The 23,023-nt window shown below is 72.1% G+C and carries 13 protein-coding genes and 1 pseudogene; 8 read left to right on the forward strand and 6 right to left on the reverse strand.

Annotated elements, in window-relative coordinates; translation table 11 throughout:
- Positions 1–108: 108 nt before the first annotated feature.
- Entirely contained in the window at positions 109–291 is a 183-nt protein-coding gene (locus J7E91_RS04225; RefSeq protein ID WP_005312030.1) for a DUF6104 family protein, read from the reverse strand.
- A 153-nt stretch (positions 292–444) separates the two neighbouring features.
- Between J7E91_RS04225 and J7E91_RS04230 the strand changes: the two genes are divergently transcribed.
- The 6 genes from J7E91_RS04230 (at position 445) to fxsT (ending at position 12,099) form a co-directional block, all read left to right on the forward strand.
- Entirely contained in the window at positions 445–879 is a 435-nt protein-coding gene (locus J7E91_RS04230) for a CU044_2847 family protein (protein ID WP_214899226.1), read from the forward strand.
- On the forward strand, positions 866–2,959 hold the full coding sequence (locus J7E91_RS04235; RefSeq protein WP_308376017.1) for a trypsin-like peptidase domain-containing protein: 2,094 nt from the start codon (positions 866–868) through the stop codon (positions 2,957–2,959). Before J7E91_RS04230 ends, J7E91_RS04235 begins: the two co-directional genes overlap by 14 nt.
- Before the next feature lie 136 nt (positions 2,960–3,095).
- On the forward strand, positions 3,096–4,127 hold the full coding sequence (locus J7E91_RS04240; RefSeq protein ID WP_214899227.1) for a MoxR family ATPase: 1,032 nt from the start codon (positions 3,096–3,098) through the stop codon (positions 4,125–4,127).
- Positions 4,128–4,134: 7 nt separating this feature from the next.
- Positions 4,135–7,314, forward strand: coding sequence for an SAV_2336 N-terminal domain-related protein (locus tag J7E91_RS04245; RefSeq protein ID WP_214899228.1), 3,180 nt, complete (start codon positions 4,135–4,137; stop codon positions 7,312–7,314).
- Between the two features lie 388 nt (positions 7,315–7,702).
- Positions 7,703–8,989 (forward strand): HEXXH motif-containing putative peptide modification protein, encoded by a 1,287-nt coding sequence (locus J7E91_RS04250; RefSeq protein ID WP_214899229.1) that lies wholly within the window; start codon positions 7,703–7,705, stop codon positions 8,987–8,989.
- An 83-nt stretch (positions 8,990–9,072) separates the two neighbouring features.
- On the forward strand, positions 9,073–12,099 hold the full coding sequence (fxsT, locus tag J7E91_RS04255) for an FxSxx-COOH system tetratricopeptide repeat protein (protein ID WP_214899231.1): 3,027 nt from the start codon (positions 9,073–9,075) through the stop codon (positions 12,097–12,099).
- Between the two features lie 83 nt (positions 12,100–12,182).
- On the opposite strand, the gene J7E91_RS04260 is transcribed toward fxsT, so the two are convergent.
- The 5 genes from J7E91_RS04260 to J7E91_RS36950 all read right to left on the reverse strand — a co-directional run bounded on the left by J7E91_RS04260 (position 12,183) and on the right by J7E91_RS36950 (position 19,863).
- Entirely contained in the window at positions 12,183–16,043 is a 3,861-nt protein-coding gene (locus J7E91_RS04260) for a multifunctional oxoglutarate decarboxylase/oxoglutarate dehydrogenase thiamine pyrophosphate-binding subunit/dihydrolipoyllysine-residue succinyltransferase subunit (protein ID WP_214899233.1), read from the reverse strand.
- Between the two features lie 264 nt (positions 16,044–16,307).
- Entirely contained in the window at positions 16,308–17,432 is a 1,125-nt protein-coding gene (locus J7E91_RS04265; RefSeq protein ID WP_214899235.1) for a HAMP domain-containing sensor histidine kinase, read from the reverse strand.
- Entirely contained in the window at positions 17,429–18,166 is a 738-nt protein-coding gene (locus J7E91_RS04270; RefSeq protein WP_028811692.1) for a response regulator transcription factor, read from the reverse strand. The genes J7E91_RS04265 and J7E91_RS04270 overlap by 4 nt, the downstream gene beginning before the upstream one ends.
- Before the next feature lie 74 nt (positions 18,167–18,240).
- Complete coding sequence (locus J7E91_RS04275) at positions 18,241–18,957, reverse strand: spermidine synthase (protein ID WP_214899237.1); 717 nt, start codon at positions 18,955–18,957, stop codon at positions 18,241–18,243.
- 387 nt (positions 18,958–19,344) lie between these two features.
- Complete coding sequence (locus tag J7E91_RS36950) at positions 19,345–19,863, reverse strand: hypothetical protein (protein WP_308376051.1); 519 nt, start codon at positions 19,861–19,863, stop codon at positions 19,345–19,347.
- On the opposite strand from J7E91_RS36950, the pseudogene J7E91_RS04285 reads away from it, so the two are divergent.
- Positions 19,852–20,341 (forward strand): annotated as a pseudogene (locus tag J7E91_RS04285) (MFS transporter); the annotation flags it as partial. The gene J7E91_RS36950 and the pseudogene J7E91_RS04285 sit on opposite strands and share 12 nt — an antisense overlap.
- Before the next feature lie 119 nt (positions 20,342–20,460).
- Entirely contained in the window at positions 20,461–22,863 is a 2,403-nt protein-coding gene (lon, locus tag J7E91_RS04290) for an endopeptidase La (RefSeq protein WP_214899239.1), read from the forward strand.
- The last annotated feature ends 160 nt before the right edge of the window (positions 22,864–23,023 follow it).

A 23,023-nucleotide genomic window follows, 5' to 3' on the forward strand; every position in this document is an offset into this window, starting at 1 on the left:
GCGCCGGACGTGGCGCCGGCCCACGCCCGGGACTGACGCGCCACCGGCCCGCGCCCAGGCCCGCGCCCATGGCCGCGCCCGTGCGCCCGCGGTGCGCCGCCGCCGGTGCTACTCCTCGTCGTCCTCGTCGTCCAGGCGGGCCAGCCAGGTCGCGAGGCGCTCGACCGGCACCTCGAAGTCCGGGTTGAGGTCGACGAACGTACGCAGCTGCTCGGCGAGCCACTCGAAGGTGACTTCCTCCTCGCCGCGCCGCTTCTCCAGCTCCTCGATGCCGCGATCGGTGAAGTACAAGGTGTTGCTCCGTGGGGTGGGACAGAGGGTCGGACGGGGGTTCGGACAGGGGTTGTTCCAAGCCAGGATAGGCACTGATCCCTCAGTCCCTCGCGCTCGTACCCTGCAGCGATTAACCTTCACTGTTCATCGCGTGGGGGAGCGGGGGACGCTGTGGCCAATGGGATCGCACAGGTTCGGCTCGACGACGGGACCGTCGTCTGGGCCCGTGTCAGTGAGGCGCAGGAGCTCGACCGGGGCGGCGGTTACCGGGACACCGGGATCGGCGACCGGGTCGTCTCCATGGCGGGCGGACTGACCGACGTCGTACAGGGTGTGGTGCGCTCGCTGCGCGCCGGGCTGCAACCCGCCGCACCCGTCGAGGTCGCCGTGACCTTCGGCATCGAGCTGTCCGCCCAGTCCGGCAAGGTGATCGGGGTCCTCGCGGACGGCGGCGGCAAGGCGTCCGTCACCGTCTCCCTGACGTGGACCGAACCGGTGGCCGATCCGGCGGCGGACCCGGCGGCGGACCCGGGGGCGCACCCGGTCGCGGACCCTGCCGCGGGGCCGGGGTCAGGACCCGGTTCGCCGGCCCGTGGCGGAGCATGAGCGCGCCGTGAACGTCTTCGACGAGATCGTGCGCCCCTCGCTCGTACGCATTGCCGCGCCCGGAGGCGGGTATGACCCGCACGGCGCCCACTACTGGGGCAGCGGATTCTTCATCGCCCCCGGCTGGGTGCTGACCTGCGCCCATGTCGTGGGAAAGGGGGAGGCCGCCGTGTGGAGGGGTGAGCGTGCGCTCGGCATCACCTGGCAGGGCGGGGAGACCACGGGAGAGGTGGTCCTCGCCAAGCCCCGCCCCGCCGACCCCGAAGAGCCGCCGTACCGCTGGGAGTTCCCCGACATCGCCCTGGTCCACGTGCCGGACGCGCTGGACGCCGCCTGCGTCTGGCTCAGCGAGCGTCCCCCGGCCATCCCCGCCGACGTAAGCCTCCACGGCTGGTCCAGGGAGACCGGCGACCTCGGCATACGGCACGGCGTCGGCACGGCGCACGCCACCGACGGCAAGGCACTGCTGCTGCGGGGCAGTCTGCCCGTGGAGGGCTGCTCGGGCGGCCCCGTCGTCGACCTGAAGCACGGCGCCGTCATCGGGATGAACAAGGGGCGCGGGGAGCACGAAGGAGCCGCCGTACCCATCACCGCGCTGCGCGAACTGCACGACCTGCGGGGCGGCGAGATCATCCACACCGTCCTGCGCGAGCACGACCGCCACCACCTGCGGCGCTTTCGCAGCACCGCGGCCGCCGGCGGCGGCTGGACCAGAGCCCAGGCCGACCTGCGCAAAGGCGCTCCGGGCTTCCTGCCCGCCGCGCGCGCCCACCTCTTCGGCCGGCTGGCCGAACTGCCGCCGCCCGCCGGGCCCGGCGAGGTCATGGCCCTCGTGGACGAGGTCAAGCGCCGCGTCCTGCACAGCGAGTACCAGTCACCTGTCGAACACGACCCGCGCACCTGGCGCGACGGAGCCGGCCTGCTGCACGATCTGCCCCGTCACGAGACCGGGCGCGACCGGGACGTCGAGTCGGTGCTGCTGTACGCCGCCAAGGTCGTCAGGCACCTCGCGGGCAGGGGCGGCGCCGAACGCCCCGACGCCGCCGCCCTCACCGCACTCGCCGAGTGGATCCCCACGCAGGCCGAATCCGCGCACCTCGCGATCCGCGAGGAGATCGCCGAAGTCCTGGACCTCGGTGAAGTGCCCGCCCCTGTCGCCGGGTTCGAGTCCGCCCGGGAGAGACCGGCCGGGCACGCCCGCGCCGATGTGCTCGTCGAGGTCGACCCGGTGCACTACGGCGACCGCTACCCGTGGCGCGTCAAACTCCTCTTCGACGGACGGGGCGTCGAGCCGGTGTGCGGCGACGACCGCGGCGTGCCCCGCCGCCACCTCCGCGAGACCCTTCGCGAACCTCTCGCCCGCGCCCTGCGCCTCGGCGACGCCGGCGAGCACCTCGCCTCGGTGGAGGCACTCCTGCCGCGCGAGCTGTTCGACGAACCGCTCGACACCTGGCGGCTCGCGCCCGACGACGCGGACGGCGACGACTTCGACGAGCACAGCATGGCGCTGGGGGAGCGCCGCATCGTCGTCATACGCGACCGCAAGCGCCTCGACCGCCCCGCCAGCCCCGAATGGCGCCGCCGCTGGAAGGCCGCCGTGCGAGGTCCGCTCGCCGTCGTACCGCTGCGTGGCGAGGTCCCCGCGTCCGGCCACGGCCCCGGCTCGCGCAGGGAGACCCGCCGGGCGGCGTACGCGAGACTGTCCGACGCCGAGGACGGCACGGTACCCGTGTACTGCGGGCCGGTCGGCAGCGGCGACGGGCTCGACGCGATGGCCGCCGCGCTCGCCGCCGGGCACCCGCTGGCGCTGTGGCGCAGGTGCGGCCAGGAGCACAGCGACTGCATGGAGTTCCACGTACGCGCCCAGGAACTGCTGGGGCGGGCCGACGGCGCGGACGGGCTGCACCGGCACATACGCGCCCTGCGGATCATCTCCATGGACCCCGACGCGACACCCGACACGGTGGCGGAAGCGGCCTGGGCCGGGTCCGTCGCCGTACTCTTCGATCCGCCGGACCGTCCACCGTACGACGGCGTGCCGCTCCAGGTGCCGCCCAGGATTGACGGGAACGGTACGTGATGAGTCGTCAAATCAGGGGAACCGGACCGGAATCGGTGTCGGCAGAGCAGGCCCTGAACGGTAACGTCAGCAGCCCCGGCGGCCGTGCGACCGCCGGTCCGGGCTCCGTCCCCAGCTACCCGCGAGGTGAAACTCAGTGACAGACTGGCGGATCTACCGCGGCGCGGGACTGCCGCACGACGGAGTGCAGCGGTTACCCGGACCGCCCCCCTGGCGTGATTTCGCCGCCGTCGGCTCCGATGCCGACCCCGCCGACCCCGGGGCCACCGACCCGAGCGCCGCCCGCAGGCTCGGCGTCCAGCGCCGGCTGGTGGAGAACCACCACCCGAGGCCCGCCGAGGTCGACGCGGTCAACGCGGCCCTGTATCTGCGCCGGCCGCTGCTGGTGACGGGAAATCCGGGGACCGGGAAATCGACCCTCGCTCAGGCGGTTGCCCACGAACTCGGCCTCGGACGTGTCCTGCGCTGGCCGATCGTCAGCCGCTCCGTCCTCCAGGACGGGCTCTACCGTTACGACGCCATCGGCCGCCTCCAGGACGTACAGCTGGAGCGGGCACAGGGCGAGGCGGCGACGGCAGCGCCCTCCGCGGCGTCCAGTATCGGCTCGTACGTACGCCTCGGACCGCTCGGCACCGCGCTGCTGCCGTCCGACCAGCCGCGCGTACTGCTCGTCGACGAGCTCGACAAGAGCGACCTCGACCTGCCCAACGACCTGCTGAACGCCCTGGAGGAAGGCGAGTTCGCCATCCCCGAGCTGGAGCGCATCGCCGACCGCGAGCCGGTCGTCGACGTCCTGACCGACGACGGCCGCAAGGTGGCGGTACGCGGCGGCCGGGTCCGCTGCACCACCTTCCCGTTCATCGTCCTCACCTCCAACGGCGAGCGGGACTTCCCCGCCGCGCTGCTGCGCCGCTGCATCCAGCTTGAGCTGGAACCGCCCGGCGAGGAGCAGCTCACAGCCATGGTCGAGGCGCACCTCGGCAGTGAGGCGGCGACCGAGGGACGGGACCTGATCGAGCGGTTCCTCGGCCGTGAACCCGGCGAGATCATCGCCGCTGACCAGCTGCTCAACGCCCTCTACCTCACCCAGCACGCCCCGCGCGCGGAGCGCGTCACGCGGGAGCGCATCGCCGAAATGCTCATGCGACCACTCGACCGCCCGAGGTGAGTGCCGGATGGACCTGGGGGAACTTGTCGGCAGGCTGAGGAGCGGCGGCCTCGACCCCACGGCCGAGGAGGTCGCGGACGCCGTCTGGCTGGCTCAGTGGCTTCCGTCGGGCCGTAAGCCGACGGGCGCCTCCGGCGACCCCGGGGAGCCGGGCGAGGACACCGGCCACAGCCGGACCGGCCGGGACGGGCGGGCGGCCCCGCCCGCGACGGCCGGCCCGGACTCCGGCGCCGACGCACCCGAGGCCGACGCCCCCGGCCTGTCCCCGGACCCCGGCCCCGTACCGCTCTACGCGCCCGGCAGCCGGGGGACGCGGCGGACGGGAGGCTCCCCGAGCGCCGCCTCCGCCTTTCCCGTACGCGCGCCGGCCGCCGCCGCGCTGCCCGGCCTGCTCAGCCTGCAACGCGCCCTGCGGCCCCTGCGCCACTACACCGCCGCCGCGCGCCCCACCGCCGACGGGCGGCTCGACGAGGACGCCACCGCCGAGCGCAGCGCCATGTCCGGCGTCCTGTGCCCCGTGCTGCGACCCTCCGAGCGGCGCCGCGTGGACATCCAGCTGCTCATGGACACCGGGCCCGCGATGGCCGTCTGGGAACGCATGGTCGAGGAGCTGCGGCAGGCCTGCCAGCAGTCCGGGGTCTTCCGGGACGTGCAGGTCCATCAGCTGTACGACGCCGAGGACGGCGGCGCGCCCCTCGTCGGCACCACGACCGGGCCGGGCGGCCACACCAGGATGCGCCCCGCCGACCAGTTCCACGACCCGACGGGCCGCAGGCTCACCCTCGTCGTCAGCGACTGCGTCGGCCCGCTGTGGCAGCAGGGCCGTGCGCAGCGGCTCATCCACCAGTGGCCGCGCAGCTCACCGCTGGCCGTCGTACAGCCGCTGCCGCCCCGCCTGTGGGCCCGTACCGCACTGCCCGCCGAGCCCGGTCTTCTGGTGCGGGCGGCGGGCGCCGGCGGGCGTACGGCCTTCGTTCCCGACGACGAGCCGTGGGAGCCGCTGGAGGCGACGGCCAGGCCGGTGCCCGTACTCCCGCCCACACCCGAGGCGTTCGCGTCCTGGGCGCGGCTGCTGTCCGACCACGGCGGCAGTACGGTGCGCGGCTGGGCGGCCTGGACCGACGCCGCGACCCCCGGCCGACAACTCGTCCCGCCCGCCCCGCCGTTCCCCGTGCCGCACGGCCGCAGCGCCGACGAACTTCTGCGCGCCTTCCGGGCGAACGCGTCGCCCGGTGGTGTGCGCCTCGCCGTCCACCTCGCGGCGGCGCCCCTCACCCTGCCCGTGATGCAGCTCGTACAGCGGGCGATGCTGCCCGACACCGGCCCGATGGAGCTCGCCGAGGTGCTGCTCGGCGGCCTGCTCAGGCAGCTGCCGGGACCGGACTCCACGCCGTGTTACGTCTACGCGGACGGCGTGCAGGAGCTGCTGCTGAACTCGCTGGGGCAGGACGCGGCGGCGCTGGTGCTCAAGCACTGCTCCTCGTACGTCGAACGCCACTTCGGCAAGGGGGCCCGCAACTTCTCGGCGCTCGCGGCCGCCAGGCTGTCCGAGCGCGGCGCCGAGACGCCTCCCGATCTCCCGTGGGAGCAAGGAGCGGACGCGGAGGACGACGGGCCCGGCGCCGAGCCCGAACTGTTCGCCGAGATCCCCGCCCGGGTGCTCCGCTTCTACCAGCCCGACCTCATCACCCCCGTACCGCTGGCCGAGGCCGAACGCCTCCTGGGCCAGTGGCGCTCCCAGGCCGACCCGTCCCTGCTCCGCCGTGCCCGCGAGCGCGCGGAGGCCGCGCTGCGCGACGGCGGCCAGGTCGCCGGCGGAGCCGGGACGGGTGCGGCCGGGGCGGCGCGGGCCGGTCTTGTGCTGGGGCGGGTCCTGCTCGCGGAAGCGGGCGCTCCGGCGGTCCGGGGCACCGAACGGAGCCGCGAACTGCTCCTGCGCGCGGCCCGCACCCTCGCCGAAGCCCGCGACCGCGCACCGCGGGACACCCAGGACCGGGCCGACGCCTGCCTGGAACTCGCCGCCGCGCACCACGCCCTGTGGCGGGAGACGCCCGACCCACAGCACCTCGCCGCGGGCCTGGACGCGCTCGCGGGCGACGCCTCCGCCTGGCCCGCCGCGTCCCGCAGGACCCTGCACCTGCGCCGGGGGCGGCTGCTGCTCGCGCAGCAGCGGGCCGAAGAGGCTGTACGTGAACTCCGCACGGGATGTGACCTGCTGGACGCCGAAGACGCCCCCGACAGCCACCGCTGCCCCGCCCTCCTCGACCTCGCCGACGCCCTGCGCGCCGCCGGCGCCCCGCACGCCGGCACCGCCGAGGTCCTGGCCCGCGCCGAACAGGCCGTCGGCGAAGATCCGGTACTGCGCCTGCGCTGCCTGACCGCCCAGGCCCGCCTGCACGACGCGGCGGACGACCACACCGCCGCCGACCGCGCGTACGAGAGCGCCTCCGGCCTCGCGCCGCCCGACAGCGCCCGTCGCTGCGAACTGCTCACCGAATGGGGCGAGTCGCTGCTGCACCGCGCCGCCGCCGAGCCGGCGGCGGCCGGAGAGGACACCGTAGGCCGGGCGGAGAGCGTCCTGCGCGAAGCGCTCGCCGGGATGCCCGCCCGCTCACCGTCCCGCAGCACACTGCACCTGCTGCTCGGCAGCGCGCTGGCGCTCCGCTTCCAGCGGATCGGCTTCCTCCCCGACCTCTACGAGGGCCGCCACCTGCTGGAGGAGGCCGCGAAGCGGCTGACGGACCCCGGCGTACGGGCGCAGGCGTGGCTGGCGCTCGGCCGGGTGCGGTTCGAACTCGCCCATGTGTCGGCCGCGACGCTGCTGTCGGACGCCCTCCAGGCGTACGAGAGCGCGCAGCGCGACGCCGACGGCGCGCACGGGGACCGGCCGGGCTCGGTCACGGCGGTACGGGCCGTATACGCCCAGGGCTGCGTGCTGGAGTTCATGGGCCGCACCGGAGCCGCACGCCGGGCTTTCGAGCAGGCGCACGAGCGCTGGCAGCGGCTGATCGCGTCCCTCGTCGCGGTGGACTGGCGCGAGGCGGCGGCGCCGCAGGAGCGGCTGCGACGGCTCGCGGAGGCGGGCCGGGGAGCGGAGGTCCGGGCCGGTGATCAGTCGTTGAGCGAGGCGGACCGGCGGCAACTGGCGCCCCCAGGATGGCCGTTCACCGGGGTGAGGACCGGTTGACCGGAGTGAAGTCGAACATGTTTCTGTTTCCCCGGTGTCGGGAAGAACTGGGCAGCCGCTGCGGCCGTGCGGGACGGGTGCCGGCAGGAGGGAGTCGGGCGTGTCGCACAGGAACACCGTGGTTGCCGGCCAGGGGCGGGACGCCGGGCAGCTACCGGCCGTGCCCGACCTCACAGAGCTTGACCTGCGGACTTTACGCACCATGGACGATCCGGAAGTTACCGAGGCGGTCCGCCGGGTGCTGGACCGGCCCTGGGAGCTCGCCGAAGCCTGGTGGTCGGAGGCGGACCCGATCTGACGCCGGGCAACGGCACTTTCCGGTCAGATGGATGGCACGGCCAACCGGTCCCGGCCGCCACGGCGGGAAGGCCGCCGCCGGGGGGCCCGGATGAGCCTGGCTCCCCTTCCGGCGGCCCTCTTGCACCAGCTCGCCCGCACACGGCCCGATGCCGCCTGCACCAGCGCGTTACGGGCCGGGCTGCATGCCCGGCGGCTCCTGCTGCTCAAGTCCCTGCTCGCCCGCATCGACCGGCAGCCGGCCAGTGCCTCCCCCGCGGCGCGTGAACGCTTCGGCCGGCACTGGCAGTTGCTGGAGTACGCGGAACGACGCGACCCCGCCCCGGTCCGCGACGTCCTCGACTACCCGCTGACCGGCGTCTGGCTGGCCGGGGCCCTCACCGCGCCCGAAGGGCCCGCCCTCGACCGGCATCTGGCGTACTTCGGCTCCATCGCCGCCACCGCCGCCCTGCGCGCGGGCTGCGACCTGCGCGTCACCCTCGACGCTCCCGCCGGGCTGCTCTCCCTGCCAGGACTCGGCGCCCTGCGCTGTCCCTCGCACCGGGCCGAACTGCACGCCCGCGGACGCACCGTGCGCATCACCGGCGGCGGCCCGTCCGGCGCACTCCTGCTGCGGTCCACCGGCGGCCGGGGCCGGATGGCGGGCGGCGGGCCCGGCTGGTCGGGGCTGCGGGTGCTGGACGGCGGTATCGCGGTACTCGACGACCTCGACCCCTACCGGGTGCCGCCGCGCGGCATCGGCGCCATCGCCATGCACGCGGCGGACCGGACCACCGTCGCCCAGGAGCCCTGGGCGCGCCTGTGGCGCCAGGCCCTCGCGCTGATCGAGGGCACCGACCCCGGGCGGGTCGCCGAGATACGGGCCCTGCAGCGCGTCCTGGTGCCGCTCGCCCCCGTGACCACGACGGCGTACGACGGACGGCACCCGATGAGTGCCACCCTGCGGGCCGCACCGGGCGGTGTGCTGACGTCTCTGCCGGCCGGGCCCCGTGAGTTCGCCGAGGTGCTGGTCCACGAGACGCACCACACCAAAATGGCCGCACTCCATGAGCGCGTACCGCTGTACCGGCCGGGCGGCGACGGGCTGCACCGGGTCGGCTGGCGGTCCGACCCGCGGCCGGTGGCGGGCGTCCTGCAGGGCGCGTACGCCCACCTGGCCCTGACCGACCTGTGGCGGCGCGCCGCGACCGGCCCCGGCGCCCCGGCGGCCTGGCGCCGACGGGCCGGGGAGCAGTTCGCGCAGCATCGCGAACAGGTCGCGGAAGCCTTGTCCATACTTCAGGAGTCCGATGAACTGACCAACGAAGGACGGCAGTTCACCGGAGGCATGAAAGAGCATTACGCGAGCCTCGGCGCGTCGCCGCCGGCCTTTGGGTGACACTGTGTCAAGCGACCGTGACGCTTGGTCGAGCGGGCGCGGGCAGAGCGCGGGACAGCAGCGCGAGACAGGGAGACGTACAGATGGTGGATCAGCGGCGGTCGGGCGGGACCGGTGCGGCGGGGGACCGTGGCGGCCAGAACGGGCCCGAGCATTTCCTCGTGGTCTTCCCCGGATATCACCGGCCGTGGGCCAACTGGATCGCGCAGCGCCTGGAAGCACACGGCCGCCGGGTCACGCTCCAGCGCTGGGACCCGCCGCGCGAGGTGCCGCTGGAGGAAGCGCTCGGTGACCTCCTGCTGTCGACCGGCCGCGTTCTGCTCGTCCTCAACGACTGGTTCTTCGAGCTGGGGCCCCGCGCCCCGGGCGAGTGGAACGACGTCCTGCGCGGGTATGTGGCGGACCAGGCCGAACGGTTCGCCGCCGTCAACCTCACCAACCGCCAACTGCCGCCCGCCACCGCGGTACTCGAACCCGTCAGCCTGTGGGGCACCGGTGAGGACGAGGCCGAGGAGCGGCTCCTGGGCCGGCTCGGCATCGAGTACCGGCGCGGCGCGGGCCGCCGCTCCCCGGCCATCAGCTCCCGCTTCCCGAACACACCCCCCGAGATCTGGGGCGAGGTCCCGCGCCGGAACGGCCGGTTCACCGGCCGCGACGATCTCCTCACCGAGCTGCAGTCACGCCTGACGGAAGCCGAACGCGGCAACTCCGCCTGCACCCTCCTCGGCATGTCCGGCATCGGCAAGACCCAGATCGCCGCCGAGTACGCCCACCGATTCAGCACCGACTACGACGTCATCTGGTGGGTCAACTCCGACGACCGCAACATCCAGCGCGACCGCTTCGGCGAACTCGCCGCCGAACTGGTCCTGCACAGCGGCAGCGAACCCGGCGAGCGCATCCGTGCCGTGCGCGACGCACTGCGACGCGGTGAACCGTACAGCCGCTGGCTCGTCATCTTCGACGGCTGGGACGACACCGAGGGCGCGAACGTCCTGCTGCCGCACGGCCCCGGACACACCATCGTGACCTCCCGCAACCGGGGCTGGGGCGACCACACCGACGTACTCGAAGTGCCCTCCTTCGACCGCGCCGAGTCCACCGCCTACCTGATGCGCCGCGCCCCGCACATCACCTCGGCGCAGGCCGACGAGGTCGCCGCCGAGTTCAGCGACGTACCGCTGCCGCTCGTCCAGGCGGCGTCCTGGCTCGGCGAGTCCCGGATGGAGGTTCCGGAGTACCTGCGCATGGTCCGCGAGGGCCGGCTGTCCGCCGTCGACGAGCCCGTGGGGGACGGCTTCCCGCACTCCTCGCTCACCTCCTGGTCGATCCTCATCAACCGGCTGCGCCGCACGCAGCCGCAAGCGGTCGAAGTCCTCAGCCTGTGCGCGTCCTTCGCCCCCGGCCGCATCCCGCTCGGACTCGCCCGCGCCTACCCACAGGCCGACCTCCCCGAGGACCTGCGGTGGATGAGCACCGACCTGCCCGCCTGGACCCGTGCCCTGGACACCCTCGTCAACTACTCGGTGCTCACCCGGGAGAGCCGGGGCCCGGTCAACACCGAGATGGGGCCGCACCAGGAGACCGTGCACATGCACCGGCTCGTCCACGACATTGTGTCCCGGCTCACCAACGACGAGCACCGCGACGCCCACCGCAAGGCCGTACGCACCCTGCTGGCCGAGGCCGACCCCGGCAACCCGCTCGACAGCAGGCAATGGCCCCAGTACGCCGAGCTGCTGCCCCACCTGGAACCGTCCGGCGCGCTCAGCAGCCGCAACAGCCGCGTCCAGGCCGCCGTACTGAACTGCCTGCGCTACTGCGTGCGCAGCGGCGAGTTCACGGCCGGCACCCGGCTCGCCGAGAAGATCCGGAACTACTGGACGACGTTCATGGATCCGCTGGACCAGCAGATGATCGACCTGACGACGCAGCAGACCAACCTGCTGCTCGCCGCGGGCAGCAACCGTGAGGCGTACGAGCTGGGGCGCGCCCTGCGGGACCGGCTGCGCGCCGCACAGCCGCGTGACGAACTCGGCGAACTCAGCGTCAACAGCGGTCTGGCCGGCAGCCTGCGCCGCCTGGGCCGGTACGAGGAAGCGCTGGAGCTCCAGCGGCAGGTGCTGGAGGACGCGGAACGGCTGCTCGGTGGGAACGAGCTGATCTCCCTCAGCGCGCGGCACAACCTCGGTGTCGGGCTGCGCCTGCTGGGGCGCTACCGGGAAGCGTACGAACTCGACCAGGAGACCCTCAGCCGCCGCGAGAGCGTACTGCGCGCCCGGCACATCACGACCCTCAACTCCGGCAACGCCATCGCCCACGGTCTGCGGCTGCTTGGCCTCTACCGCGACGCAGTGGCCCGCCAGGAGCCGGTCGTACGGCTCCATGTGCAGATCCTCGGCCCGCTGCACCCGCAGACCCTGTCCGCGCGCAAGCAGCTCGCGCTCGCCCGGCGGCGCGAAGGCGGCTTTCCGCAGGACGTCGGCATGCTGATGGACAGCCTGATGGAACAGATGGAGCAGGTGCAGGGCCGGACCCACTACACCACCCTGTCGTTCATCAACGACTACGGAAACTACCAGCGCGAGCACGGCGACCTGGCCAGGGCCAAGGACCTGATCGCCGAGGCGGAGGCCGGATACCGGGCGCTGCTCGGACCCGCCCACCCCGTGGCGACCGGCATGCTCGCCAACACCGGCCTGGTGATGCAGGCGGCCGGTGACCGGGGCGAGGCCATGTCCATGTTCGAGTCCGCGCTCGCGGGCCTGACCGCCACCCTCGGGGCCGACCATCCCTGGGTACTGGGCTGCGCCCTCAACGCCTCGGGCGGCCGCAACTTCAACGGCAGGGTCGCGGACGCCGCCGACCTCAGCCGCGACACGCTGCGCAGGTCACGCCAGGTGCTCGGCGACGAACACCCGCTCACCCTCTCCTGCCAGACCGCGCTCGCCGGTGACCTGCGGGCCCTGCGGGAACACGAGGAGGCCGACAAGGTCGAGGCGGACGCCCTGCTGACGCTGACCCGCACCCTCGGCGCCCAGCACCCGCACACGCTCTCCGCACGCCAGCGCAACCGCCCGTACTGGGACTTCGAGGCGTACCTGGGGTAGGCCCGGTTCTTGTTCGCCGTACGCCGGAGGGCCCGGCACCGCATCGCTGCGGTGCCGGGCCCTCCGGGGCGTACAGGCGCTGATCAGGCCTCGAAGACCTCGTTCAGCAGCTGCTGCTGCTCCGCCTGGTGGCGCTTGGCCGAGCCGACCGCCGGGGACGAGCCGTGCGGGCGCGAGATGCGCCGCAGGCGCTCGCCGTGCGGGATGTCGGCGCCGACCGCCAGGTCGAGGTGGTCGATCAGGTTGAGCGCGATGAACGGCCACGCACCCTGGTTCGCCGGCTCCTCCTGCGCCCACAGGTACTTCTCGGCGTTCGGGTACTTCGCGATCTCCTCCTGGACCTCCTTGCCCGGCAGCGGGTACAGGCGTTCCAGACGGATGATGGCGGTGTCCGTGTTGCCGCGCTTCTGACGCTCGGCGTCCAGGTCGTAGTAGACCTTGCCGGCGCAGAAGACGACCTTGCGGACGGCGGCCGGGTCCATGGCCGTGTCGCCGATCACCGGGCGGAAGCCGCCGGTGGTGAACTCCTCGGCCTTCGACGCCGCCGCCTTCAGACGCAGCATCGACTTCGGGGTGAAGACGATGAGCGGCTTGTGGTGCGGGTTGTGGACCTGCCAGCGCAGCAGGTGGAAGTAGTTCGACGGCAGGGTCGGCATGGCGACCGTCATGTTGTCCTGCGCGCACATCTGGAGGAAGCGCTCGGGACGGGCCGACGAGTGGTCCGGGCCCTGGCCCTCGTAACCGTGCGGAAGCAGGAGCGTGACGCCGGACGTCTGGCCCCACTTCTGCTCGGCGGAGGAGATGAACTCGTCGACGACGGTCTGCGCGCCGTTGACGAAGTCACCGAACTGGGCCTCCCACATGACCAGCGACTCGGGCCGGGCGAGCGAGTAGCCGTACTCGAAGCCCATGCACGCGTACTCGGAGAGCAGCGAGTCGTAGACGTTGTAGCGGGCCTGGTCCTCGGAGAGGTACTGGAGCGGGGTGTAGTCCTCGCCGGTGTTCTGGTCGACGAGCACCGCGTGGCGCTGGCCGAACGTACCGCGGCGGGTGTCCTGGCCGGACAGCCGGACCGGGACGCCCTCCATCAGCAGCGAGCCGATGGCGAGGGTCTCGCCCATGCCCCAGTCGATCGTGCCGTCCTCCACCGAGGCCGCGCGGCGCTGCATCTGCGGCATCAGGCGGGGGTGGACGGTGATCCGGTCGGGGATGTTGACCTGGGACTCGGCGATCCGCTTGACGACCTCCTGGGAGACCGCCGTGGCGACGGCCACCGGGAACTCGGCCTGGACCTCCGGGGTGTGGGCGGGAGCCGGGTTCGAGGTGGCCTCGCGGACCTCTGCGAAGACCTTCTCCAGCTGGCCCTGGAAGTCCTGGAGTGCCTGCTCGGCCTCTTCCAGCGTGATGTCGCCGCGACCGATGAGCGACTCGGTGTAGAGCTTGCGCACCGAGCGCTTCACGTCGATCAGCGTGTACATCTGCGGGTTGGTGAACTGCGGGTTGTCGCCCTCGTTGTGACCGCGGCGGCGGTAGCAGATGAGGTCGATCACGACGTCCTTGTTGAAGGACTGACGGAACTCGAAGGCGAGCCGCGCGACGCGGACCACGGCCTCCGGGTCGTCGCCGTTCACGTGGAAGATCGGCGCCTCGATCATGCGGGCCACGTCGGTCGCGTACATCGACGAACGCGACGACTCCGGGGCGGCGGTGAAGCCGACCTGGTTGTTGATGACGATGTGGACCGTGCCGCCGGTGCGGTAGCCCCGCAGCTGCGACATGTTGAGCGTCTCGGCGACGACGCCCTGGCCGGCGAAGGCCGCGTCACCGTGGAGCGCGACGGGCAGGACCGTGAAGTCCGTACCGCCCTTGTTGATGACGTCCTGCTTGGCGCGGGCGACACCCTCCAGGACCGGGTCGACCGCCTCCAGGTGCGAGGGGTTCGCGACGAGCGAGACCTTGATCTGCTCGCCGTCGAGACCGGTGAAGGTGCCCTCGGCGCCCAGGTGGTACTTCACGTCGCCGGAGCCGTGCATCGACTTCGGGTCGAGGTTGCCCTCGAACTCCCGGAAGATCTGCGCGTACGACTTGCCGACGATGTTCGCCAGGACGTTGAGGCGGCCGCGGTGGGCCATGCCGATGACGACCTCGTCGAGCCGGGACTCCGCCGCGCTGTCGATGACCGCGTCGAGCAGCGGGATGACGGACTCGCCGCCCTCCAGGGAGAAGCGCTTCTGGCCGACGTACTTCGTCTGCAGGAACGTCTCGAACGCCTCGGCGGCGTTCAGGCGGCGCAGGATGCGAAGCTGCTCCTCGCGCTCCGGCTTGGCGTGCGGCCGCTCCACGCGGTCCTGGATCCACTTGCGCTGCTTCGGGTCCTGGATGTGCATGAACTCGACGCCGACGGTCCGGACGTACGAGTCGCGCAGGACACCGAGGATGTCGCGCAGCTTCATCATCGACTTGCCGGCGAAACCGCCGACGGCGAACTCGCGCTCCAGGTCCCAGAGCGTGAGGCCGTGCTCGTTGATGTCCAGGTCGGGGTGCTTGCGCTGCTTGTACTCCAGCGGGTCGGTGTCGGCCATGACGTGGCCGCGGACCCGGTAGGAGTGGATCAGCTCGAAGACGCGGGCGGCCTTGGTGACGTCGTCGTCGTGCGAGACGTCGATGTCCTTGAGCCAGCGGACCGGCTCGTACGGGATCCGCAGGGCCTCGAAGATGTCGTCGTAGAAGCCGTTCTCGCCGAGGAGCAGGTTGGCGAGGACCCGCAGGAACTCGCCGGAGGCGGCGCCCTGGATGACCCGGTGGTCGTACGTCGAGGTCAGGGTCATGACCTTGGAGATGCCCAGCTTGTTCAGGGTGTCCTGCGAGGTGCCCTGGAACTCGGCCGGGTAGTCCATCGCGCCGACGCCCATGATGAGGCCCTGTCCGGGCATCAGGCGGGGCACGGAGTGGACGGTGCCGATGCCGCCGGGGTTCGTCAGCGACGCGGTGACGCCGGTGAAGTCGTCCATCGTCAGCTTGTTCGCGCGGGCGCGGCGGACGATGTCCTCGTACGCCTGCCAGAACTCGAAGAAGTTGAGCGTCTCGGCCTTCTTGATGGCCGCGACGACGAGCTGGCGGTCACCGTTGGGCTTGACCAGGTCGATGGCCAGGCCCAGGTTGACGTGCGGGGGCTTGACCAGGGTCGGCTTGCCGTCCTTCTCCGCGAAGGAGTAGTTCATCGACGGCATGGCCTTGAGGGCCTGCACCATCGCGAACCCGATGAGGTGCGTGAAGGAGACCTTCCCGCCCCGGGCGCGCTTGAGGTGGTTGTTGATGACGATGCGGTTGTCGAACAGCAGCTTCACCGGGACGGCGCGCACGGACGTGGCCGTGGGCAGTTCGAGTGAGGCGTTCATGTTCTTGGCGACGGCCGCGGACGGGCCGCGCAGCGTCACGTACTCGGGGCCCTCGGGGGCCTCCTTGGCGGGCTCCGCCTTCGGCTCGGTCTTCGCCTTCGCGCCGGCCTGCTGTGCGGCGGCCGGTGCGGGGGCGGAGGCGGGCTTGGCGGAGGGTGCCGTCGTGGCGGGCGCGGCCTGGGCCGCGGGCTTCGCCGCGGCGGGGGCCGGCTGGGTGGCCGCGGGCGTCGCCGGGGTGGCGGGCGCGGCGGGTGTGGCAGGTGCCGGGGCGGCGGCCTGGGCCGGCTGTGCGGCGGCCCCGGTCACGTCTTCGGCTTCGGGGGTGGCCTCGGGGGTGGCGGACTTCTCAGCCGCCGGGGTGGATCCGGGCTTGTAGTCGGCGAAGAAGTCCCACCAGGCGCGGTCGACCGAATTCGGGTCCTGGAGGTACTGCTGGTAGATCTCGTCGACGAGCCACTCATTGGGACCGAAGGCAGCGGCAGGGTTCTTCCCTTGCCCGTCTTGGTCGGTCGAGACGCTCGGGCTACTGGGGGACTGAGACGACACGGCGTTAACCGCCCTCTTCCGCTTCGCAAGGTGATGGACAGCGGAAATAAAGGCTACGCCTCCCCGGCCGAGAGGTGCAGGCCGGGCGGGCCTTCCGTCGCGTAAGTCACATCGGAGCGCTGGTTTCGGCGCCTGGAATGGCGGGAAACAAGCGTGGTTCCGGTGCGATCCGCTGCGGTCCGGACAGGACGGACCGTGGTTACGGCCCACTTTGGGCCGAACCCCCAAGGACAGACACGCAGAACGTGTCCCTCCGGTTCGACCCTACGTCAACTGACGAGTAGCGGGCTTCCCCGGAAGAGTGACCTGGATCCGGCAGCCGCGCGCGGATTCGGCCACACCGATCCGTCCGCCGTGCAGATCGACCGCCCAGCGGGCGATCGCGAGGCCCAGGCCCGTACCGCCGTCGCTGCCGGGACCGTGCGGGGCGGGCAGGCTGCCCCGGTTGAAACGCTCGAAGACCCGGTGCCATTCGGACTCGGGTATGCCCGGCCCCTCGTCCAGGACCTCCAGGTCCAGGCTCTCGGGCTGCGGGCCGCGCCGTGCGCGCACGGTGACACGGCCGTGCGGGGGGCTGTGCTTGACCGCGTTGTCGAGGAGGTTGGCGACGACCTGGTGCAGCCGCTCGACGTCCGCGTGCGCGGTCAGCTCGGGCGGTGAGACGTCCAGGTGCAGATGTACGTCGGTACGCGTATGACTGCCGGACCCGGAGGCCAGACCGCGCTGCGAGGCGATCACATTGACCTCCTTGAGCACGCCCGAGAGGTACGGCCAGACCTCGAAGCGGTGCGCCTTCAGCGGTACGACGCCGTTGTCGAGGCGAGAGAGGTCGAGCAGCGTCTCGACCAGCCGGCCGAGGCGCTCGGTCTGTTTGAGCGCCGTACGCATCGTCTCGGGGTCCGCGGCGGACACCCCGTCCACGACGTTCTCCAGTACCGCTCTCAGCCCCGCGATGGGGGTTCTCAGCTCGTGCGAGACATTGGCGACCAATTCCTTGCGGTGCCGGTCCACGGCCTCCAGATCGTCCGCCATGCGGTTGATCGTGGCCGCCAGGTCACCCAGCTCGTCGCGACGGCCCGCGCCGCGCACCCGCCGGGTGTAGTCGCCGTGCGCGATGGACTTGGCCACCGTCGTCATCTCGTCCAGCGGGGAGGTCAGGCTGTGCGCCACGAACTGGGTGATCAGCATCGAGGCGATGACCGAGAAGACCGTGATGAAGCGCAGCTCCGTCTTGGTGCGGAGCGCCACCAGGATCAGACCGGTGGTGATGAAGACCGAGACGACGACGAGCGTGCCGAGCTTGGTCTTGATCGAGAAGGGACGCAGCCCGTTCCCGTTCCTGTTCCCGCTCGCGTTCCGGCTCCCGCTCCCGCTGACCGGCCTGGTCATGCGGGTGGAGTCTCCAGTGCGTACCCCACGCCGTGCACCGTACGGATCCGCTCCGCGCCGATCTTGCGGCGCAGCGCCTTGATGTGGCTGTCGACGGTCCTGGTGCCCGACGCGTCCGCCCAGTCCCACACCTCGGCGAGCAGCTGCTCGCGCGAGAGCACGGCGCGCGGCGTGTTCGCCAGGCACACCAGCAGGTCGAACTCGGTCGGCGTCAGGTGAACGTCGTCACCCCGCACCCGCACGCGGCGCTGCGCGTGGTCGATCTCCAGCTCGCCGAGGCGCAGGATGCCGCTGCGCGGCGTCGAGGCGGCGAGGGTCGCCCGCTCGACGCGGCGCAGCAGGACATGCACCCGCGCCGCGAGTTCGCGCATGGAGAACGGCTTGGTCATGTAGTCGTCGGCGCCGACCCCGAGCCCGACCAGCATGTCGGTCTCGTCGTCGCGTGCCGTCAGCATCAGGACCGGCACGGGCCGCTGAGCCTGCACGCGGCGGCAGACTTCCAGCCCGTCGAAGCCCGGCAGCATGATGTCGAGAACCATCAGGTCGGGCTGCCACGCCTCGGCGGCGTCGACCGCCGCAGGACCGTCGGCGGCCGTCTGCACCTGGAAGCCCTCGGCGCGAAGTCGCGCAGCAATGGCGTCGACGATGGTCGCGTCGTCCTCGACGACCAGCACCCGGCGCTGAGCGCCCGGAGTGGCCGCGAGGCCGTTGTGGCTGGTGTGTGTCTGCTCCATTGCCCCGCCCCTGGGAGTTCTCTGCTAGATCCCACGTGTAAGGCAGCAGCGTAGATGCACTGACAGGGTCCCGGCTACGCAGGGCGAACCGCGAGATGGACCACGTCAGGAACGCCTCGGGCAACTTGGATCTCTTCAGTCCGAACCAAGTTGAATCCGGCATTCCGCAATGCGTCCTCGAAGGCGGGGGACGGTTTGGCCGACCAGACGGCGAGGATTCCTCCTGGTCTCAGCCGTCTCATGCACCCCGCAAGTCCCTGCGGGGAGTAGAGATTGGCGTTGTCGTCGGTGACGGTCCAGTCCGGGCCATTGTCGATATCGAGGCAGAGGGCGTCGTAGGTGTCCTGGTACGTACCAAGGCTCCCGATCTGGTTTTCGCGGACGTAATCCACGAGATCGGTGTGAATGATCTCGCATCGCGGATCCGTGAGCGCGTCGCGCGAGATCCGCGCCAGCGGGCCCGCGCGGTGCCAGTCGATGATCGCCTGCTCACGCTCGACGACCACGATCCGACCCCAGCGGGACTGCGCGGCGGCGCGGGCGAGCGAGAAGCCGACACCGAGGCCGCCGATGAGGAGGGAGGGGGAGGTGCCCTGTGCGTTATGAGGTGCGTCGAGTGCGTTCAGGGCGGCGTCGACGAGGAGGCGCTCCGAGCGGCCGTCGGAGGTGTCCATCAGGAAGCAGCCGTTGGCGATGATCTCGAAGTGCTCTCCGCGCTCCCGCAGAACGACTTCGCCGTACGGGCCCTCGCGCCGGTCGAGGGTGATGGCGTACGGAGCCTGCATGGCCATGGGAAACCTCCGGGAAGGGTTCTTTCCGTGTTGCTGTTTCGGGGCAATCCTGGCGTCGCGGGGAGGGCGGGAACAAACCGTTTGATTCATGGCGGGGGTGGGGCCGGGGCGGTTTCCGGCCAGCCGCGAGTCGGGAGCGGGACGCCGGGGGTCAGGTGCGCGGGCCTTCGGGGCGCGCCCCGCGGCGTACATAGAGCGCCACTCCCGCCACGAACGCCACACCCGCCACCACCCAGGCGGTCACCTGCGGTCCCGGCTGCATCGACCACGCCCACACGGCGGCGGCGCCGCCGGGCTCGCGCGGAGCGGCCAGCTATACCGCCCCTCCGTACACCGTCATCGGCAGCCAGCTCAGCCGTGCCCCCAGGAGGGCGGCCCCCGCCGCTGTCACGCCGGTCGCATCCAGGACGTTACGGACCATGGCGGGCGCGCCGAACTCTTCGGGGTGGCCGGGCACGGCGAGGGCGAGCAGCCCGGTGGCGAGAAGCGTGAGCGCGAGCAGATGCGCCAGCCGCCGCGGCCACCAGGGGCGTACGAGGTGCGATCCAGTTCCTCGCTGTGCGAGTACAGGCCCGCACCGACCGCGGCGGTGACGAGCAGCGGCGCGAGCGCCAGGACCGGGACGCGGGCGGTGTGGTCGAAGTACGGACGGTCCTCCAGCCAGTCGGTGGCCCAGGCGGCGGCCGCCGCGATACCGACGACCGAGGCCAGGGTGAGGGGGAAGGCGCGGGAGCGGGCGTGGGGGAGGAGGCGTTTCGCGGCGGCCAGGGGGTGGGCGGCGGGTCTGCGGGCGGGCCTGCGAGCGGACACGAGTGCGGGCCTGAGGGTCGGCCTGGGGGCGGGCCCGCCGGTCGGCGTGGCGGCGATCGGTGGCGGCGTGGTGGCTGCCGGCTTCGCGGCGCTCACAGGACGGGCACCTCACTCGGCGCGGCGACGGGACCGGGCGCGCTCCTGGGCTCGATGCTGGCCGCCCGCCTGCCGAGCCGGTTCGGTTACGGCACGGTGCTCGTGTCCGCGGCGGCACTCGGCGACGGCGATGTTCCTGTGTGTGCCCGCGCTGCACGGCTCCTCGGCGGTGACGGTTTCCGCGCTCCTGGCGATCAACTTCGTGTTCGGCACCGCCGGCCAGTTGGTGAATGTCACGGTCATGGCGGTGCGGCAGGCCGTCACTCCGGACGGGATGCAGGGCCGCGCGGCCGCGACGATCACGTTTGTCGGCATGGGGATGGCCCCGCTCGGCTCCCTGCTCGGCGGGTTTCTCGCGATGGAGTGGGGGTTGCGCACCAGTCTCCTGGTGACGGCCGCGGGCATGATGTTGTCTCCCGTCCTGATGGCTCTGTCCCCGCTCGCACGCCTGGGACGGGCGCTTCCGGGTCCGCTGTGAGTGGTGGCGTAAAGGACACGCGTTGATCGCTGACAGCGAACGGCCGCGCGTCCGGGAACATTCGGACGCGCAGAAGCATTGAGTCGGCATAGCTCAAGTTCACTGCCGAAGGGGAGATCATGGCATCGACGTCCAATCCGCTCACCCTGCCCGTGCTGCCGCTCGATGACGAGGTCGTGCTGCCGGGAATGGTGGTGCCCCTGGACCTCTCCGACACCGACGTACGCGCCGCCGTGGAGGCCGCCCAGGCCGCCGCCCGTTCCAGTGGCAACAAGCCGCAGGTCCTGCTCGTTCCGCGCATCGACGGTACGTACGCCGCGATCGGCGTCCTGGGCACGGTCGAGCAGGTCGGGCGGCTTTCCGACGGTGACCCAGGCGCCCTGATCCGTGGCCGCAGCCGCGTGCGGATCGGTGCCGGGACGACCGGACCCGGCGCCGCGCTGTGGGTCGAAGGCACGGGCGTCGACGAGGCGGTGCCCGATCCCCTCCCCGGAGCGGTCACCGAGCTGGTCAAGGAGTACAAAGCACTCGCCACCAGCTGGCTGAAGAAGCGCGGCGCCTGGCAGGTCGTCGACCGCGTCCAGCAGATCGAGGACGTCTCCGCCCTCGCCGACAACTCCGGTTACTCGCCCTTCCTCACCACCCCCCAGAAGGTCGAGCTCCTCGAGACCGCCGACCCGGTGCTCCGGCTCAAGCTCGCCGTGAAGTGGCTCAGCGAGCACCTGGCCGAGCAGGACGTCGCCGAGTCCATCGCCAAGGACGTGCAGGAGGGCGTGGACAAGCAGCAGCGCGAGTTCCTGCTGCGCCGCCAGCTCGACGCCGTACGCAAGGAACTGCGCGAGATCAACGGCAAGGACGGCGAGGACGAGTCCGACGACTACCGGGCCCGCGTCGAGGCCGCCGACCTCCCCGAGAAGGTGCGTGAAGCCGCCCTCAAGGAAGTCGACAAGCTGGAGCGGTCGTCCGACCAGTCCCCCGAGGGGTCCTGGATCCGGACCTGGCTCGACACCGTTCTTGAGCTGCCGTGGACCGAGCGGACCGAGGACCAGTACGACATCCGGAGCGCCAAGGCGGTCCTGGACGCCGAGCACGCCGGCCTGGACGACGTGAAGGAGCGCATCACCGAGTACCTCGCCGTGCGCAAGCGCCGGGCCGACCGCGGACTCGGTGTGGTCGGCGGTCGTCGCGGCGGCGCCGTGCTCGCGTTGGTCGGGCCGCCCGGCGTCGGCAAGACGTCGCTCGGCGAGTCCGTCGCGCACGCGATGGGCCGCAAGTTCGTACGGGTCGCGCTCGGCGGCGTACGCGACGAGGCGGAGATCCGCGGACACCGTCGTACGTACGTCGGGGCTCTTCCGGGGCGCATCGTGCGCGCCATCAAGGAAGCCGGGTCGATGAACCCCGTCGTCCTCCTCGACGAGATCGACAAGGTGGGGTCCGACTTCCGCGGCGACCCTGCCGCGGCGCTCCTCGAAGTCCTCGACCCCGCCCAGAACCACACCTTCCGCGACCACTATCTGGAGGTCGAGCTGGACCTGTCGGATGTGGTGTTCCTCGCCACCGCCAACGTCCTGGAAGCCATCCCGGAGGCGCTGCTCGACCGCATGGAGCTGGTCAGGCTCGACGGCTACACGGAGGACGAGAAGGTCGTCATCGCCCGCGACCACCTGCTGCCGCGCCAGCTGGAGCGGTCGGGCCTGGAGCCGGGCGAGGTGACGCTGGACGAGTCCGCGCTGCGCAAGCTGGCGGGCGAGTACACCCGTGAGGCGGGCGTACGGAACCTGGAGCGGTCGGTGGCACGCCTCCTGCGCAAGGTGGCGGCCAAGCACGAGCTCGGCGAGCAGGAGCTGCCGCTCACGATCACGGACGGTGACCTCCGCGCCCTGATCGGCCGGCCTCACCACGTCCCCGAGTCGGCCCAGGACCCGTCGGAGCGCCGCACGGCGGTTCCGGGCGTGGCCACCGGTCTCGCCGTCACGGGCGCGGGCGGTGACGTGCTCTTCGTCGAGGCGTCGCTCGCGGACGAGGAGACGGGCGGCGCCGGTCTCACCCTCACGGGCCAGCTCGGCGACGTCATGAAGGAGTCCGCCCAGATCGCGCTCTCCTTCCTCCGCTCGCACGGCGCGGAACTGGAGCTGCCGGTCGCCGACCTGAAGGACCGTGGCGTACACATCCACTTCCCGGCGGGCGCGGTGCCGAAGGACGGCCCGAGCGCGGGCATCACGATGACGACGGCCCTCGCGTCGCTGCTGTCCGGGCGGCTGGTCCGTACGGACGTGGCCATGACGGGCGAGGTGTCCCTGACCGGGCGCGTCCTGCCGATCGGCGGCCTGAAGCAGAAGCTGCTGGCGGCGCACCGGGCGGGTACGACGACGGTCGTGATCCCGAAGCGGAACGAGGCCGACCTGGACGACGTCCCGGCCGAGATCCTCGACAAGCTGGAGATCCACCCGGTGACGGATGTCCGCCAGGTCCTGGAGATCGCCCTTACTCCGGCAGAGGTACGGGTGCCGGCGGCGGCGTGACGGACGCCGCCGGTGGCCCGGCTGTGGCAAGCCCCCTGCTCCGCTCACCCGAGCGGACGGGGGCTTCCGCTCGCTTGAGGAGCGGGGGAGGAGCTGGGGAGACGCTGGGGGAGGGGCTGGGGAGTGGGTGGCGAGTGGCTGTGCCTTCCGCGCAGAAAGG

This window comes from Streptomyces sp. ISL-99, assembly GCF_018614005.1.
Taxonomy (GTDB): Bacteria; Actinomycetota; Actinomycetes; order Streptomycetales; family Streptomycetaceae; genus Streptomyces; species Streptomyces flavidovirens.

Bases quoted from the DNA above. Each gene is read 5' to 3' on its own strand.
- J7E91_RS04245 (WP_214899228.1), top strand. From the start codon at position 4,135: ATGGACCTGGGGGAACTTGTCGGCAGGCTGAGGAGCGGCGGCCTCGAC.
- J7E91_RS04250 (WP_214899229.1), top strand. From the start codon at position 7,703: ATGAGCCTGGCTCCCCTTCCGGCGGCCCTCTTGCACCAGCTCGCCCGC.
- fxsT (WP_214899231.1), top strand. From the start codon at position 9,073: ATGGTGGATCAGCGGCGGTCGGGCGGGACCGGTGCGGCGGGGGACCGT.
- J7E91_RS04265 (WP_214899235.1), bottom strand. From the start codon at position 17,432: ATGACCAGGCCGGTCAGCGGGAGCGGGAGCCGGAACGCGAGCGGGAAC.
- J7E91_RS04270 (WP_028811692.1), bottom strand. From the start codon at position 18,166: ATGGAGCAGACACACACCAGCCACAACGGCCTCGCGGCCACTCCGGGC.
- J7E91_RS04275 (WP_214899237.1), bottom strand. From the start codon at position 18,957: ATGGCCATGCAGGCTCCGTACGCCATCACCCTCGACCGGCGCGAGGGC.
- lon (WP_214899239.1), top strand. From the start codon at position 20,461: ATGGCATCGACGTCCAATCCGCTCACCCTGCCCGTGCTGCCGCTCGAT.